13 protein-coding genes are annotated in these 16,738 nt (G+C 48.9%); 5 read left to right on the plus strand and 8 right to left on the minus strand.

The annotated features are described in order from the left end of the window. Positions 1-214 precede the first annotated feature (214 nt). From AC1RQC_RS28380 to rfbC, 5 genes are all read left to right on the plus strand, one after another. On the plus strand, positions 215-1,636 hold the full coding sequence (locus AC1RQC_RS28380) for a mannose-1-phosphate guanylyltransferase/mannose-6-phosphate isomerase (protein ID WP_492885257.1): 1,422 nt from the start codon (positions 215-217) through the stop codon (positions 1,634-1,636). Positions 1,637-1,821: 185 nt separating this feature from the next. Further along, positions 1,822-2,886 carry a dTDP-glucose 4,6-dehydratase gene (rfbB, locus tag AC1RQC_RS28385; RefSeq protein WP_492885259.1) on the plus strand — a complete coding sequence of 355 codons (1,065 nt, stop codon included), beginning with the start codon at positions 1,822-1,824 and terminating at the stop codon, positions 2,884-2,886. Continuing rightward, positions 2,876-3,802: a dTDP-4-dehydrorhamnose reductase gene (gene rfbD / locus AC1RQC_RS28390; protein WP_492885261.1), complete on the plus strand. Its 927-nt coding sequence runs from the start codon at positions 2,876-2,878 to the stop codon at positions 3,800-3,802. Before rfbB ends, rfbD begins: the two co-directional genes overlap by 11 nt. 2 nt (positions 3,803-3,804) lie before the next feature. After that, positions 3,805-4,683 carry a glucose-1-phosphate thymidylyltransferase RfbA gene (gene rfbA / locus AC1RQC_RS28395; RefSeq protein ID WP_492885263.1) on the plus strand — a complete coding sequence of 293 codons (879 nt, stop codon included), beginning with the start codon at positions 3,805-3,807 and terminating at the stop codon, positions 4,681-4,683. After that, complete coding sequence (gene rfbC, locus AC1RQC_RS28400; protein ID WP_492885265.1) at positions 4,680-5,231, plus strand: dTDP-4-dehydrorhamnose 3,5-epimerase; 552 nt, start codon at positions 4,680-4,682, stop codon at positions 5,229-5,231. Before rfbA ends, rfbC begins: the two co-directional genes overlap by 4 nt. 102 nt (positions 5,232-5,333) lie before the next feature. On the opposite strand, the gene AC1RQC_RS28405 is transcribed toward rfbC, so the two are convergent. From AC1RQC_RS28405 to AC1RQC_RS28440, 8 genes are all read right to left on the minus strand, one after another. After that, entirely contained in the window at positions 5,334-6,452 is a 1,119-nt protein-coding gene (locus AC1RQC_RS28405) for a glycosyltransferase family 4 protein (protein WP_492885267.1), read from the minus strand. A 1,172-nt stretch (positions 6,453-7,624) separates the two neighbouring features. Continuing rightward, positions 7,625-8,935, minus strand: coding sequence for a hypothetical protein (locus AC1RQC_RS28410; protein WP_492885269.1), 1,311 nt, complete (start codon positions 8,933-8,935; stop codon positions 7,625-7,627). Between the two features lie 11 nt (positions 8,936-8,946). Further along, positions 8,947-9,888: a glycosyltransferase family 2 protein gene (locus tag AC1RQC_RS28415; RefSeq protein ID WP_492885271.1), complete on the minus strand. Its 942-nt coding sequence runs from the start codon at positions 9,886-9,888 to the stop codon at positions 8,947-8,949. Positions 9,889-9,890: 2 nt separating this feature from the next. Continuing rightward, on the minus strand, positions 9,891-11,078 hold the full coding sequence (locus AC1RQC_RS28420) for a glycosyltransferase family 4 protein (protein WP_492885273.1): 1,188 nt from the start codon (positions 11,076-11,078) through the stop codon (positions 9,891-9,893). A gap of 21 nt (positions 11,079-11,099) precedes the next feature. After that, the gene (locus tag AC1RQC_RS28425; protein ID WP_492885275.1) at positions 11,100-12,575 is read right to left on the minus strand and encodes a flippase; all 1,476 of its coding nucleotides are present in this window, start codon (positions 12,573-12,575) and stop codon (positions 11,100-11,102) included. 209 nt (positions 12,576-12,784) lie between these two features. After that, a complete protein-coding gene (locus AC1RQC_RS28430) occupies positions 12,785-15,019 on the minus strand; it encodes a polysaccharide biosynthesis tyrosine autokinase (protein WP_492885277.1) in 2,235 nt (744 codons plus the stop codon). Positions 15,020-15,040: 21 nt separating this feature from the next. Next, complete coding sequence (locus AC1RQC_RS28435) at positions 15,041-15,478, minus strand: low molecular weight protein-tyrosine-phosphatase (protein ID WP_492885279.1); 438 nt, start codon at positions 15,476-15,478, stop codon at positions 15,041-15,043. Then, complete coding sequence (locus AC1RQC_RS28440; RefSeq protein ID WP_492885281.1) at positions 15,475-16,614, minus strand: polysaccharide biosynthesis/export family protein; 1,140 nt, start codon at positions 16,612-16,614, stop codon at positions 15,475-15,477. The genes AC1RQC_RS28435 and AC1RQC_RS28440 overlap by 4 nt, the downstream gene beginning before the upstream one ends. Between the last annotated feature and the right edge of the window lie 124 nt (positions 16,615-16,738).

The following is a 16,738-nucleotide window of genomic DNA, read 5'->3' on the forward strand; positions in this document are numbered from 1 at the left end:
TCTTTCTTCACAATAACAGAACTTTAGATAGTCCAATATATCCTCCTGTCAGGAAAATCACCGATACGGCATCAAATGATGCGATCTCTGATGACACGATAAAGCACCCCGCTAAACACATCCGACCCTCATAAAGACTGGACCCGCCGTAATAATCGCATCCTATCTTGGGGTCTACAGATTTAAACCGAAGCTATCTTTCTGAGAGCTGGCAATGAACATTTATCCCGTCATTCTTTGCGGTGGTAGCGGTACGCGACTGTGGCCGATGTCCCGCGGAGGATATCCGAAACAGTACTTGAAGTTTGATGGCGAGCATACACTCATGCAGCAAACGGTACTGCGTCTTCAAAGCGTTTGCAATACGGTTGCCCCCATTGTTCTTACCAACGAAGACCAACGTTTCCTGGTTGCAGAGCAACTCCGTAGTGTCGGCATACACTCATCTACGATTGTGCTAGAGCCGGTTGGTCGCAATACTGCGCCGGCAGTGGCTGTGGCCGCCATAATAGCCATGCAAACAACAGCTGATGCCATATTGTTTGTTCTGCCAGCCGACCACGTTATCTCAAACGAAGCAGCCTTTAGTCGTCTCGCTAACCGTGGAGCCGAAATTGCGAGAGATAATTATTTGGTTACCTTCGGAATTGAGCCGACCGAGCCGCATACCGGTTATGGATATATTCGCAGCGCAGAAGAGTCAACCACGGGTGATGGCGTCTATTTAGTTGATCGCTTTGTAGAAAAGCCGGACGCACCTACTGCCGCACTCATGATACAAGAAGGCGGTTATCTCTGGAACAGTGGGATTTTCATGATGAAAGCATCCACATATCTTGAGGAACTCGGACGCCATGAACCGGAGGCCCTGCGCCAGGCAGAACTGGCTGTGGAGGCCAGCAAACACGATGCCGACTTCCTTCGACTGGATGTGGAGGCGTTCACAGCAAGCCCCAGTGTGTCGATCGACTATGCCGTCATGGAGAAGACTAAGCGTGCAGTGGTGGTCGCGGCCGCTGGCCTGGGCTGGAACGATATTGGCTCATGGACAGCTCTCGCTGATATTGCCGAGGTCGATCCAGATGGGAACGCTCTGTCCGGCGACGTGTTGACAGAGGATGTCTCCAACACCTACGTACGAGCCGAGCATCGAATGATTGCGGCTGTTGGCGTGAAAGATTTGATCATCGTCGAAACTGCCGATGCCGTCCTAGTCGCCCACCGCGACAAGGCACAGGACGTGAAGAAGATTGTTGAGCAACTAAATCGCTCAGGCCGACAGGAATCGGTAACTCACCGCAAGGTATTTCGGCCCTGGGGCTCCTATGAGGGTATTGATCAAGGTGATCGTTTTCAAGTTAAGCGAATCATTGTAAACCCAGGATCTCTTCTCAGCTTGCAGATGCATCATCACCGTGCAGAGCATTGGATTATTGTCCGTGGCACCGCCAGAGTTTTCAACGGCGATCAAGTTATTCTGCTTACAGAGAATCAGTCAACTTACATTCCTTTGGGAGTAACGCATCGCCTAGAGAATCCTGGAAAAATACCTCTTGAATTGATTGAAGTTCAATCTGGCGCTTATCTTGGAGAAGACGATATCATCAGGCTCGAAGATCGATATTCGAGAATATAATATTATTCTACGATTTAAAATATTTATAAAAATTTAATACTTATATTTTATAACATAAAATTCAAATATATTCACCCATAAATATAAATACAATCACTTCCATAGCTTCACCTCGCAAAAATACACGTTTTTTTCAGGTCAATAGGTAGTTGACCTTATCGCAGTTCCAAATGGGGAGTTTATACTTGAAAAGTATCGTTGTAACCGGCGGCGCGGGCTTCATCGGTGCAAATTTCGTGCTGAACTGGCTTGCCCAGTCCGGCGCTGACAGCGTTGTCAACGTCGACAAGCTCACCTACGCCGGAAACCGCACGACACTTGCATCGCTTGAAGCTGACAGCCGCCATGTCTTTTCGCAGACGGATATCTGCGATCGCGCCGCCCTGGACCAGTTGCTGGAAATCTATAAACCGCGCGCCGTGGTGCACTTTGCCGCGGAGAGCCATGTCGACCGCTCGATCCATGGGCCGAGCGAGTTCATCCAGACCAATATTGTCGGTACGTTCACGCTGCTCGAGGCAGTGCGCACCTATTGGACGGTGCTTGATGACGAAGCCAAGGCTGCCTTTCGCTTCCTGCATGTCTCCACCGACGAAGTTTTCGGCTCACTGGAAGCCGATGATCCCCAGTTCTCCGAGACTACGTCCTACGCACCCAACAGCCCGTATTCGGCTTCTAAGGCGGCATCAGACCATCTAGTCCGCGCTTATCATCACACGTATGGTCTGCCTGTTCTCACGACAAATTGCTCTAATAACTACGGTCCCTATCACTTTCCCGAGAAGCTGATTCCACTGACCATCGCCAACGCGCTGGCTGGCAAGGCACTGCCTGTCTATGGTGATGGCCTGAACGTGCGGGACTGGCTTTATGTTGGCGATCACTGTGCGGCCATCCGTGAAGTGTTAGCACGTGGCCAATTGGGCGAAACGTACAACGTTGGTGGCTGGAATGAGAAAACCAACCTGGACGTAGTGCACGCCCTGTGTGACCTGCTCGATAACCTGCGCCCGAAGGCTGCGGGCTCCTACCGGGACCAGATCACTTTTGTCAAAGACCGTCCGGGCCATGACCGACGTTACGCCATTGATGCTCGCAAGCTGGAACGCGAACTTGGCTGGAGACCCGCCGAGACGTTCGAAAGCGGTATGCGCAAAACCGTCCAGTGGTACCTGGAAAACCAAGCCTGGGTGCAGGATGTGATGTCCGGAGAATATCGGAATTGGGTGGCGAAACAATATGCCGCATAAGGTTCTCGATTTGCCCACCCTCCTTCTAACAGGATGCAACGGCCAAGTCGGCTTTGAACTGCGCCGTAGCCTGGCTCCGCTGGGTCATGTAATCGCGCTGGACCGGTCGACATGCGACCTGACGAATCCAGATGCCTTGCGCCAATTGGTTCGTCGGTACCGGCCGGACGTGATTGTCAATCCAGCTGCTTACACGGCGGTGGACAAGGCAGAGACCGATGCCGAAACCGCATTTTCGGTCAACGGCACGGCGCCTAGCGTGTTGGCGGAAGAGGCCGCGACGCTTGGCAGCCTGCTGGTACATTATTCGACCGACTATGTATTCGATGGGAAGAAGGTAATCGGATATGTCGAATCGGATGCAGTCAATCCGCAGTCGGTCTATGGCAAGAGCAAACTAGCCGGGGAGCAGGCGATTTCAGCATCCGGCGCCAAGGCACTGGTACTACGTACCTGCTGGGTGGCGGGTGCCCATGGCGGCAATTTCGCCAAGACGATGCTCAAGCTGGGCCGCGAGCGTAATAGCCTGCGTGTGATCGCGGACCAGTTCGGCGCGCCGACCACGGCTGCCCTGATTGCAGATGTTACCGCACAGATCCTTGGGCGTTTCTGGTTCGGTGGCCAGCAGAGTGCGTTTCCTTCCGGCATTTATCATCTGGCCGCTGCTGGCGAAACCACCTGGCATGGCTACGCTACCGAAGTGCTGAAGTATGCGAAAGATCGGGGCATGCCATTGAAGGTCGCCCCTGCAAGCATAGCAGCGATCCCAGCAACCGCCTATCCGCTGCCGGCCCCCCGCCCAGCCAATTCGAGGCTAGATACCAGCAAGCTGCGCCGGGCCTTCAATATCCATCTTCCCAACTGGCAGCAGGGTGTTCACATCCTGCTAGACCAGATCCTCTCCTGCGAGAGCTAAATATGCGTAAAGGCATCATACTTGCCGGCGGCTCTGGCACCCGGCTTTACCCCATCACTCGATCGGTATCGAAGCAACTGCTCCCGGTATATGACAAGCCGATGATCTACTATCCGCTCTCCACGTTGATGCTCGCGGGAATTCGCGACATCCTAATCATCTCGACTCCGGAAGACACGCCGCGCTTTGTGGAGATGCTGGGTGACGGCAGCAAGTGGGGAATCAACCTGCAGTACGCCGTGCAGCCGTCGCCGGACGGGTTGGCGCAGGCCTTCATCATTGGCCGCGACTTTATTGGCAATGATCCGTCCACGCTGATTCTGGGGGACAACATCTTCTATGGTCACGATCTTGTGCGGCAGCTCGACCGCGCAGCGGAGCAGCAGGCGGGCGCTACGGTGTTCGCGTATCACGTGCATGACCCCGAGCGATATGGTGTGGTGGAATTCGACGAGAGCTTCCGTGCGCTATCGCTCGAAGAGAAACCGGTGAGGCCACGTTCGAACTACGCCGTAACCGGCCTTTACTTCTACGATCAACAGGTTTGTGACATCGCGGCCGACATCAAGCCCTCTGCCCGCGGCGAACTTGAGATTACCGACGTCAACAAATGCTATCTGGATATGGCACAACTCGACGTGGAGATCATGGGGCGCGGATATGCGTGGTTGGATACGGGTACGCATGATTCATTGCTCGAGGCCGCCAGCTTTATCGCCACTCTACAGAAGCGCCAGGGTCTGATGGTGGCATGTCCGGAAGAAATTGCGTACCGCAGACGCTGGATCAATGCCGAGCGAGTTGCTGAACTTGCCAATCCACTGGCCAAGAATGCTTATGGACAATATCTACAGCAAGTTATTTCGGAGTCGATCAAATGAGCGTGAAAGTCATCTCCACTATTCTCCCGGAAGTTCTGATTATTGAACCAACGGTCTTCGGCGACGATCGGGGCTTCTTCTACGAAAGCTTTAACGCGCGCCAGTTTGCCGATGCCAACGGCACTCACCGTACATTTGTGCAAGACAATCACTCCCGATCAGCACGCAATGTGCTGCGCGGGTTGCATTATCAGATACAGCACCCCCAAGGCAAGCTAGTGAGGGTTATCGTTGGCGAAGTATTTGACGTCGCAGTGGACATAAGACGCAGTTCACCCAACTTCGGTAAATGGGTAGGCGTAAGCCTATCTGCAGAAAATAAACGCCAACTTTGGGTGCCGGAAGGCTTTGCGCATGGTTTCTTAGTAATATCAGAGGCCGCCGAGTTTTTATATAAAACCACAGCTTACTATGCTCCAGAGTTCGAACGAAGCATACTATGGAGTGACCTCACGATCGATATTGATTGGCCATTGACCGTGGCTCCATTACTTGCAAAAAAAGACAAATCGGCCGTTTCCTTAAAGCATGCCGAAGTATTCCCATGAGGCTTGCGACGAAGGAAAAGGCCAGAATATCCTCCGAGAAAAAGTGTATTCCTCCGCCCTCTTCCCGCACCATATTGGTCCACGCTGGAATTCTTCTATAGCTTAATTTATAGATTCCGCAACCGCCTTCGATTTGCAAGAGGGCGGGCGCAAGAGTGCCAGAAACCGCCTAACTGAGACATCCCATTGGAAGGCATTTGCGTGCGCAAGCCCACGCTCCCTCAACGAGGCTACCAGTTCTGGATCTTCGCTCAACTTGATGATCTGGGAAGACAGCTCCTCTGGTGATTGCGGATCAAAAAACAATGCCGCATCCCCACAGATCTCGGGTATCGCGGCAACTCCTGCCGCAATAACTGCACATCCGCAACTCATGGCCTCAATCGGAGGTATTCCAAACCCCTCATATAGAGACGGAAAAACAAAACATAGTGCCTCTGAATAAAGAGCTTTTAATTCAGAATCACTAACGTACCCCAACCTAATAACGTTCTCCTCATCAGATTTCCCCTCAGACGCAAAGACCTTCTTATTACCCCCACCGGCTAAGACTACCTTAATACCGGCCTCCCCCAACTTCGAAGCGGCACCAATAATTGCTCTTTGATTCTTGTGCTTCGCCGAGCTACTTAATCCCAAAACAAAAGAGCCGCGCGTCAACCCATATCGCCTACACACCGAGGAGCTGGCGCCAATCTTCGAGATATGATCGCATCCTTGCAATACAACCGATACTTTCTCTTTCGGAATTAAGAAGCACTCTGAAATTTCTCTTTTTGAAAATTCCGAGACTGTGAGGATATGCCTCGCCACACGTCCCACCATCGGCAGCAGCACACGGTAAACCACACGAAATCGCATACTAAACGATTCCGGTATTCGTACCACCGCCGCATCATGAATAACAACAACCTGATTTCGCATAAAAATGGGGGCCATGTTGCATAGATTAATCAGCAACTCACCCGACTCCACGCCCGCGGGAAGGATAAATTGTTCCCATACATAGCCCGTCACCGAACCAAAATGTCGATATCTAATATTCCTGAATTTAGGAAAATCTCCAACGCCACCCCTAGGAACAATCACGGTAACATCTATTTCGCCCCGAATATTGGGATCTTCTAGCAATCTGTCGATCGCCCAAACCAATTCCGTAGCGAAGCGCTCGACGCCAGTAATAGATCTGAGCAAAAAACGACCATTAATAGCAAGCCTCATATCACTCCTTTCAATATGAAATCCGGAGCGGCAACCGAACCACATCTCGAACCCTATTGCGCAGTGCCCCACCCATTGATCGCCACAAGACGAAATACAAAAACGGACTGTCACCGCTACTCTCAAAGTTCTCTGATCTTGAGTTCTCATCGATCAACGAATAGTAGAATGACGGGAATGGCATCCCTGCGGACCACGCATACATTGGCGTCGCGCCAAGCAACATGCGATCTTGGGACCAGTTTACCAAGTCCTTCGACACGCTGTAATAAACTCCCCTTTCCTTCTCGATCCCCACCCCAATAAACTGCTTAGATTTTTCGTGATATACGATAGAACTGATGAATCTTCCGAACACAACTTTGCACGTTTTTGCTACATCGCCCTCTGGCCGGTTGTAAGGATTGTCGAGCCGAACATTGAACCCCACCCCATCCCAGGCAAGCCAAGGCTCCTTTAGCGGATCTCGTGAGCGAAAAACGCAGGCTCCATAATCCATCCCACGAAATTTTGACGATGTAGCCAAGAAATAGTAGTACCCATCAATCTGACTCCTGACAATATTCGTGGGGTCATGAATTCCAAACCATCTTGACTCACTGCTAAAACGCTCAGTCGCGGTTGCAATGACCCCTAGTGGACCGGTTACTCTTTGAAAAGATTTACCACCGTCCTCCGATTTTGCCGCTGTAAGGCTCGCATATGTACAGATTGGAGCCCCCAATGAACTATTTGAAGGAACACGCTTCCGACAATCGGCGTTATAGCGAGCGCCATGGTATTCGTTATGAATAATGGCATAGATAGTTCCACTTGGTAGCCGATATGGAGACACTAACCATTCATGGTCCCTCAATGCGCCCGGATCAGGGTTCAAAGCGGAGATAAAAACTGATTTACAGTCCTTCCGCGCAAGATTCCTTGGGCTCAGACCATCATAGAGTCGATTGTCTAGATGCGAGGCGAACCCGAGTACTCTAGCACCATTATCCCGGATTAGTCGTAGTGGTGCATCAGGGATATCTGCTTTCAGTTCTGTACTCCTATCCTCCGTCGCACAGGCATCGGGAGCGGAGGAAATAACAGTCTCAGGCGAAAGTGAAGTTGGCTCCATTACAAACTCTGAACTAATTGCTTGTCTCGACAATATCAAATACAAACAAAAGAGGACTCTACGCATATACTCTCGCATGATCATCATAAATCTCCGCCACCATGAACTTTGATATCCAAGCGACCAAAAGGACAAAAATAAACTCAATTCTCAAAAGGAAAATGTTAAACGCACCAAACCAGCACAATATACTGACCGCGATATATGGGTATGCAATTACCCCAAAAACCCTATAGGAGCGAAAACTACTCCAAGCAGCCGCAGCGATTAGTCCATACAAAACAAATGCGATGATTGAAAACCATCCCATGTCATAGTAAAAACAACCGAATGAGGTCAACCAGTTATACGAGTGATCCAAACCGGTACTGGCAACCCCATCAAATAGGGCATACCAAAGCTCGTTATCCGAAGGAATCCAGCCAAATCCCATCGCCTTCAATGAATCTTTAATCGGCAGAAATGAACCAGCCCCTGGAATATTTAGCAAAAAACCAAGCGTGAAACCCGGAAAATCGAACGGCAATTTGAAATCACCATTTATTACAATTGGTATTCTGTTGAAATTTGCAACAAAATATCCAAATATAAGTTGTATAGTCCCTGTCAACGGAGAAAACGAGGAATCAATCTGCGACCTGGCGAATGAGAAGGCCACAAACACGCCCCCCATAACAACTAATGCTAGTAAAATCGACAATCTAATCTGAGACCAAGTAAGCCGCCCACGCTGCTCGCGAGTCACTAAAAAAACCATCAAACACATAAGCAAAAGAAAAAGCAAATGGCCTCTTGTTTGGCCTAAAACATACTCGAATGAATTCAAAAAGAACAATACAATGGCCAATACTACGTAAACAAATGAGCGCCTAGCATAATTGGAAACAAACACGAGCAGCGGAAGTGTCGCAGCCCCCAGCGAAGAAATGAACCCCATATTAGAACCAGTGAAGATATCCCGAAAATCTCCTCTGATTGCTGTGGTCGAGTAATCTTGCGGCGATACAATCATAACAATTACACTGGACATTCCCAGCTCGCTCACCAACTTATACACACGAACTGCGGAAAGAAATGTTACAACAATTGCAAAAATTCCGACCCTAACTCCATTTATTCGATATGCCCTAACCTGCCGGTAGCCTTTCGATGCAGAGTTGCTATTTATTGCTTCATTCAATTTCAAGCCAATAAAAAATCCGAACCCGCATAGCACAAGAAGTGTAAGGGTCCCCACATCCAGGAACATTAAATTCCGCTCCTGAATAATTGCCTCATAGATTTTCGGAGGGATCAACGTCGTGAGTACAGCGAACGAAAACAAGGCGAACGCCAATCTACCCGGATTTAGTATCGAAATTGGATTCATTGCAATCGCGTCTATTTCAAGCCAAAAACACAAAACTGAAGGAACAGAAAAATTCCATTCCTAGCGGAACGAATCGATTTAGCTAGATACTTGAATGCGAGAACTCGATCTGGGAACGCGGCTCCTGATTTATCGAGCAAAAACAGTACGTAATCTTTTTTTTCAGAATCCATCCTTTTACCGTGAATCTCCAAGAGCCGCCCCATCAGGTATTTTGGAGTAACTACTGGATAATTTCCCGCCAATTCACGCGCTTTTTTCCTTACCAATCCCAATACGGTATTACTAGCACCAATGACGTTGTTGCCGTGTTGGCGATAGAGTATAGAAACCACTTCGTCATAGAAAACCTTCCCGGTGGCCGCAACCGACAGATAAGCCCACCAATCATGACATTTTACTGCACGCCCCTTCCCCGCAAGTATTATGTCTCTCGCCGTGTTGTTGAAAACGACAGTACACCCCACCGCAGCATTAGCAAATACCGCGTAATTAAAACCAAAAGCCGTAATTTCTCTTGAACTGCCTATTTCTCGAAGATCAGAATCTACTAGTGTTTGGCGCGAGAAATATAAATTCGGCGTCGCCTGTGATGCACCAAGAATATGCCTTGCGCGAGCCAACTTCTCTGGAAGCCAGACGTCATCCTGATCGCAAAAGCAATAATACTCATAGCCCCCACCCGCGAAACTCAATACATCGAGAAAGCTATCGCAAACACCTATATTTTTTCCTAGATATACATGAATATTTTTATTATCTTTCGCATAATCTTCGAGTATCTCAACTGTGCCGTCCGTGGATCCATCATCTCGAACAAACAAGTCCACATTTCGAGCCGTCTGTTGAATAATTGACTCTATTTGCTGTCGTATATATTTTTTTCCGTTATACGTAGACATGACAACAGCGATGGAACCCAACTGATCATCCTGTGAATAATAATTACTCATAGCTATCGCACCAGGCTCTTATACATGTCGATGTATTCAGTTGCCATTCTTTCGGGGCTTAAGAACTTTTCTACACTTTTCTTGGCATTACCAGACAGCCTCTTCAGGAGATCAAAGTCCTCCACCATCATCTGTAGTGCATCTTCAATCGAGTCAGTCCGCTCAGGATCGAAGACAAGTCCATTCTCCTGGTGTCGAACTACATCCTTAAGGCCACCTCTATTTGAAGCAATAACCGGAATACCGTTGGCGCAGGCTTCCACGGCCACCATGCCTAAAGGTTCATCCCAAATCGACGGAACTACAATCACATCCACTTTCGAGTAGAATTCTGCAGATTTGCAGTATCCCAAGAATGAAATTCTATCCGATCGATATTTTTCTTTTAGGAGCGAAAAATACCCTTCCTCACCCACACCAGCAACAAGCAAGCGTGCTTTACGCGGTAGTTTTTCAAATACCGATAGTAGGGCCTCAACGCCTTTTGATGGAGCGATTGTTCCTATATATCCGAAAATGATGTCGTCTTCCGGAGAGGGATCTCGGCCTCTTCTACTTGAATATATATCCCTAGCATTACTGATTACTCGCCACTCTACTCCGCGAAAATAACCCCAACCCCTAAATTTCTCGATAATGTCAGTGCTAATACCCACTACGGCAGACAGATTTGAAGATTCCTTCGGTACACCTGATCGCAGCACGCTGCATTCAAGACATTGATTTCTACAAGTAATATTAGCTTTAAAACAAGTAGCCTTAAGGCATCGAAGATAGTAATCATGTAGGACCTGCACACTCGGAATTCCAGCCTCATGTGCCACCTTCCATATGGCTCTAGACCAGCCCGAAAGATTGTGAAAACTGATCAGATCAGGCCTAAATTCTTTTACAATTCTCCGAAATTCTGAGACCATTTTCTTGTTTCGGCTATCTTTCAGATGCCAAAACATTTTTTTGGCCGCGGTTCGAGTACTGCGGTCATGCTGCCAGTAGCTATTATTTGGCGGAACTCTATGGACTTCGATTGAACCTATGATCTCTTTTCGGGATGACTGAATATTGGCGGTGCATGCAACAGCAACTTCATGCCCAGCAGAACTCACGCTCTCGGCCAATAGTTTCAGTGTATACTCGGCGCCCCCGCCATAGTCTGGAGCATAAAGAGAGTTTACGTATAAGATTCGCATTTTAGATTACGATAATACTCTTCATGTCGCTAGACGGACGTTTTTAAATACTCGAGATGAGAGCATTGTTATTATGACTCCCGCGCTGAAAATATTAACTCCACGCTCCAAAAAATCGCCGGCACCTAATAGGCCAACAAAAACCGCTGCCAAAAGCGCTAGAATACATATCAGAGTCGCGGATATATTTTTAAGCTGAATATTTCTCTTTGAAACCTCGCGAGCGGCCACGCTAAGAAGGATGAGATCGACTATCGTTCGGAGTGCCCAAACTGAAGCCGCGCCGAGAAGCCCCCAATTTGATGCCGCTGCGTAAAAAGCAGCGAGGTAGAACGGCATCTCTAATAGGTTAATTATGGCAGAGATATCCGGGCGGCCCGCACCCTGCATATAAGTGAACGGAACTCTTGCTATGGAGTTTGCTAGATAGCCGACGCTGAACAATTGGAGGCAGAGTGCGCTGCCAGATGCGAAGCTACCGCCGAGCCAGATATCCAGAATCGGATGGGCTAAAAAGAACAGCAATGCCGACGGAATTGCTGTTAGTACAAAGGAAAGATCAATCGACTTATTAAATAGATTGATTTGAGTTACTCTACTACTTGATGCGGACCTGGAGAATTTTGAAAACAGAACGGCGGTAATAGCCGATGGAATTACAAAGAGCCGGCCAATTACTTCCGCGGGCACAGTATAGTAAGCGACACTTGCCAGTGGAATTATTGCGGCGACAATAAATTTATCAATCTGGGCCATAAGCGGATTCACAATATTTGAAACCGCTATCCATGAGCCAAATCTGAACAGACTATGAAGTACCGAGAAATTAAAATCGCCGATATTTATCTTCAGTTCACAATGCCAACGACACTGTAGATAATAAGCCCCGATGGCCACGATTCTGGAGCAGAGGATCAGAATTGCAACAGACACAAGGCCCCACTCATTCATGGCAGCTAATGCAGGTAGCAAGAAATTCGAGCACCCCAGGCAAAGACGAACGACATTAACTTTGTCAAATTTTTGATGCGCCTCAAGAACTCCAACCAAGGCATTTGAAAGCATTACGAAAGGAATACTTCCCGCGACAACCATAATGCAAAATTTGGTCTCCGAAAGCAGCGCTTCGTCGCCTTTAACTACAGCATGTGCAAGAGTAGAGGCACCAATCGCCATCAAAACGGCAATGAGAGTTCCAAGCACAAGGATGGCCGCGATTCCCACAATGGCGTGGGTATTTGCGCTTTGATTCGTACCTCGGCTTAGCTGCATGGCAACCGCGTTTGTAACGGCCCGCCCCAAACCGAGGTCAAAAATACTAAGATATCCAGTTAACGCCCAAATAAGGGTAATAATTCCGAAACGCTCAACGCCGAAACCGTGCAGAAGATAGGGAGTGCTACAGTATCCAACGACTAGCGGCGCGCCCATTCCCAACAGGTTCCATGCAACACCCTTGAGTGAGGAGGACTTAAGTATTTCTGACAACCTCTTCACGATTCCACTATCTCCGATATGATCTACCCAATGTGAATGTATTCAATCATCGAGTGGAAGCGATCCGTTGCAAAATTAAGCGGCATTAGTTATCCCAATTTAAAATTGGCCGCAAAGAACATATAAATGCCGTGCATTTTCAAAGGTTTCGCGGAAACTAAAAATCGCTACTGTTCTAAATAGACAAATATGGTTTACTTAAACCATATTTACCGATCATCAATGGGAGCGTATTCGTACGTCGTATAGCGGTATCTACCATACTTCGATCCATACCCATAACGGTAGGCACTGAGATCTATTCCGTTAAAGATTACACCTTTTATTTCTCTATTTGCGTGCTTAAGCTGCTTAGCACTTTCCGAAATTTCGCCAATTGTGCTTTTTTCAAATCTGGTAACTAAGAATGTCGTCCCGCAACGAGACGAAAGTATTGCGCCGTCGGACACAGACAGCAACGGTGGCGCATCTATCAGTATGAGGTCGTATTCTTTGCTCAACGAATCCAGCAACTGGGGCAACCTTTCATTCAGCAGAAGTTCCGCGGGATTTGGAGGGAGGGTTCCAGTGGTGAGGAAATCCACATTAGCAACCACGTTACGATGAATAATATCGCCATCGGGAGAGTTATCGGCCAATATATTCGATAGTCCCGGTTGTCGATCTTTTCCAAAATATTGGTTTAAATAACCCTTCCGTAGATCGGCGTCAATCAGAAGAACTCGCTTCCCAGCTGTTGCCATCACAACGGCCAGGTTCGCGGAAACAAAGGATTTTCCAACGCCGGGAGTCGGACCTGTTATCAGCACTCGATTATTATCGGCATCCAGCATAGCAAATTGCATTGCCGTACGTAGACTACGTAGGCTTTCCACTGTCGGTTCATTCGGCTTGGCAATTGCCAACAGATGACGCCCTGGTTTGCGAGATGCCGCGTTCGCACTCAGCAAATCCTGGTCTCTGGAAAACGGAATTGTTGCGTACACGTTGAGCCCCGAATGCCTCTCAATATCGTGTGAGTCGGTGACTCCCCGATAAAGCATGTTTCGTAGAAATGCTGCCAAGATGCCCGTCATCAGGCCAAGTAGTGCTGAGAACACAATTACTAGAGGCTTCTTTGGTTTTACCGGCTCCTCCGGAATCGCTGCCTTATCAACAAGGCGAACATTACCCACTTTCCCTGCTTTGACCAACTTGAGTTGCTGCATGTTATCGAGAAGGCCGACATACAGATCATTATTAACCTGTACATCGCGCATCAGGCGCAAGGTGTCCTGTTCGATATCCGGAAAGGACTTCATTCGGCTGCCGATGCCACCCACTTTCGCCTTGAGCGCCGCAATCTGCTGTTCAAGCGCTATAAGCGAGGGATGTCCAGGCGCAAAACGTGTCAGAAGTTCCGCACGCTTCTGCTTAAGTTCGAGCAAGCTTGTTTCCGCGTTTACACTTTCCTGTAGAAAAGCTTTGCCTTCCTCGCTCAAATTGAAAGTTCCGCGCCTGTCTCGCATTTTGTTGTAGCGTACTTCCGCACGCTCAAGCTCGGCTTTTATTTGGGGCAACAATTCATCCAAGAAAACTAGTGATTTCTCTGCTTCAGCTGCCTTGCGTCGTATATTCTGCGCAACATACTCACTCCCGATCTCATTCAGAATTGCAGCAGTGCGTACTGGATCATCACCCTGAAGCGATGCACCGATAATCCCGCTCTGCTTTCCTTTTTCAGCTATTTTTAGGTCATCTTGCAAATCTTCTAGCGTTTTAAGTCGGGAATCTCGAACCAGTTTGAAGGCAGTACCTGGCTTAGCCTGGATTTCGCTTACCAGCAGAGTGATCTTTCCGACCTCTTGTGTCACTTCTATTTTTTTCCCTATGACACCTTCGATGGGAGAATCCAGATCAGGTTGCTCCAAACGGAAGCGGCCCTCACCGAGAGTGATAAGGCTGAATTTTTCCCCTTGTAGCAGCTCGGGTACGTCAAACTCGGCGACATTTATCGACTCCGTTCCCCAAGCAAATCCGCCAAGCCCGAATATGCCAGGATCAGAGAGACGTTTTGCATTTCCGGCAATTATTCTTCCTATTACAGGAAAATATTTCGGCTTTGCTGTAATATAAAGTTGAAGATTATCAACTGACTTACCTACTACAAGGCGGGAACGTAGAATTTCGATTTCGGCGGAGGCTTGCGTTTTTACATCGAACAGAGACGATACATCCCCCAGGAGGCTGTTTGCACTATTCGGATTGTCCTCGACCTGCACAAGGATATCCGCCTCAAATATGGGACGAGCAAGAAATGCGTAGGCAACGCCTAGCGCTATCGTCATAGCAACAATACTAGCAATCAGGCGACGGTTTGCCAGTAGTACATCAAGATACCTAACGAGTTCAATTTCGCCATTTTCTGATTGAGGTTGAGAGACGTAAGTTGAGTTCTGGTTCATAGTAGGAGTCTACAAATTCAATTAGTCTACGGCCAGGATACGCGGTACCCAGGCATTGACTCCGCGCTGAATCAGATCGAGCGCGCCTTCAAACGCAGGGCGGGCCTTGCTATATGGGTCGGGTACATCTAGCTTTATTAGCTCGCCCAACCGAAAAACGCGACCTGTGCTTTCCGGATGCAAATGATGAATTTCTTGCCTCTGCGCGCCACCCATCACAAAAATAATATCCGCCTGCTTGACTAGATGACTATGCAATTGTTGCGCGCGATGCCCCGTGATATCCAAACCTAGTTCCCTCATTAGGGAAACCGCGTGCGGATCTGCAGGTCGCCCAACGAGCGCACCCAAACCAGCCGAAATAACCTTTGTCCCTGCCATTTTCTGGCGAAGTAATGCTTCTGCCATTGGGCTTCGGCAGATGTTACCGACGCAAACGACTAAAACGGTCTCAATCATTTCAGAGCATTGGCTGTCGAACTGAAAAAGGTACCGCCCGGAACCAATTGGTTTACTACGCGGCCCCAGCGAACTACACCTGCCGCATCAACGTAAACGACGTCTTTCGGCTTCAGTTCAAACGATTCCGCTAATGCCAATGAAACTGGCGACTTTCCGTCAAGATGGAAGACCTGCGCTTCACCATCCGTGCTCTTGCGAATAACGTACACTTCCCTGGCATCAGCAGAATTCGGATTGACGCCACCCGCTTCACCGATAGCTTCGTTCAATGTCAACCTACCATTACGAGGAAGTACGATGGATGGTCGCATTACTTCCCCTGTGACAAAAACCTTACTATCTTCACGTTGTTCCACTCGTACGATATCGCCATTGCGTAGCAGAATTTTCGACGGATCTATACTTCGTCGCAGCAGTTCTGGCATGTTTACATAGTAGGTCTTGCCTGCACGTGCGATGCGAATGCGGCTGTTATCACCGGTAAGTACGTTGACTCCCCCGGCACGATTCAGCGCCTCGACTAGCGTCATGGGTATGTCGTCGATGTTCTGAGTTCCCGGGACTTTCACCTCGCCATCGAGATAGACTCGCTTGCTCCGGAATGCCAGTACACGCACGGTGACTTGTGGCAGAGCGATCACTTTCTTGAGCTGAATGCTGAGCTCGCCACGAATTTCTTCCGGGGTCTTACCGTCGACGTGAAGTACCCCGGCGTAGGGAAATTGAATCGTGCCGGCAGGGCTAACCACGTAGCCTGGTACATTCGCCACACCACTGTAGTTGGGCACGTCATACGCCGACCCGATTGAGTACGTCTGAGTAGGGAAAACTAGCTCCGGATGATCCCATACGACAATTGAAAGCACGTCGCCGGCCCCAACCTTGTATGGACTTGGAGTTCCGAATAGATCTTCTACTCCCTCATTAACCCTCGCCGTCTCCGCCTTCTGCATGCGTAACAACTCCGGCGTGATCTGAGTCACCTTGGGAGCCGAATTTGGATCATCAGGGTTCAGCGGACGCTGCGGATCGAATCGCATGCCAGGAGCCAATGCGCACGAGGCCAGCAACGGAAGCATCGCAAACGCCAATACAGCGCTGCGGAAAGGCTGAATACTAGAAAGCTTAAACACGTCTGAATAATTCCCTTGATACCCGAAAGTCCGCGCTCCTGGCCGTCTCCCGGCTTGGGATTGCTGCGACGAATCCGCTTGTCCAACATGGCACACGTCGGTGCCTTTCCGCTGCGATGACCTG

This window comes from Cupriavidus sp. GW822-FHT03E04 (assembly GCF_058801495.1).

Coding starts and splice junctions, on each gene's coding strand:
- rfbD (WP_492885261.1), top strand. CDS start 2,876: ATGCCGCATAAGGTTCTCGATTTGCCCACCCTCCTTCTAACAGGATGC.
- rfbA (WP_492885263.1), top strand. CDS start 3,805: ATGCGTAAAGGCATCATACTTGCCGGCGGCTCTGGCACCCGGCTTTAC.
- AC1RQC_RS28415 (WP_492885271.1), bottom strand. CDS start 9,888: ATGAGTAATTATTATTCACAGGATGATCAGTTGGGTTCCATCGCTGTT.
- AC1RQC_RS28430 (WP_492885277.1), bottom strand. CDS start 15,019: ATGAACCAGAACTCAACTTACGTCTCTCAACCTCAATCAGAAAATGGC.
- AC1RQC_RS28410 (WP_492885269.1), bottom strand. CDS start 8,935: ATGAATCCAATTTCGATACTAAATCCGGGTAGATTGGCGTTCGCCTTG.
- AC1RQC_RS28380 (WP_492885257.1), top strand. CDS start 215: ATGAACATTTATCCCGTCATTCTTTGCGGTGGTAGCGGTACGCGACTG.
- AC1RQC_RS28420 (WP_492885273.1), bottom strand. CDS start 11,078: ATGCGAATCTTATACGTAAACTCTCTTTATGCTCCAGACTATGGCGGG.
- AC1RQC_RS28405 (WP_492885267.1), bottom strand. CDS start 6,452: ATGAGGCTTGCTATTAATGGTCGTTTTTTGCTCAGATCTATTACTGGC.
- AC1RQC_RS28435 (WP_492885279.1), bottom strand. CDS start 15,478: ATGATTGAGACCGTTTTAGTCGTTTGCGTCGGTAACATCTGCCGAAGC.
- rfbC (WP_492885265.1), top strand. CDS start 4,680: ATGAGCGTGAAAGTCATCTCCACTATTCTCCCGGAAGTTCTGATTATT.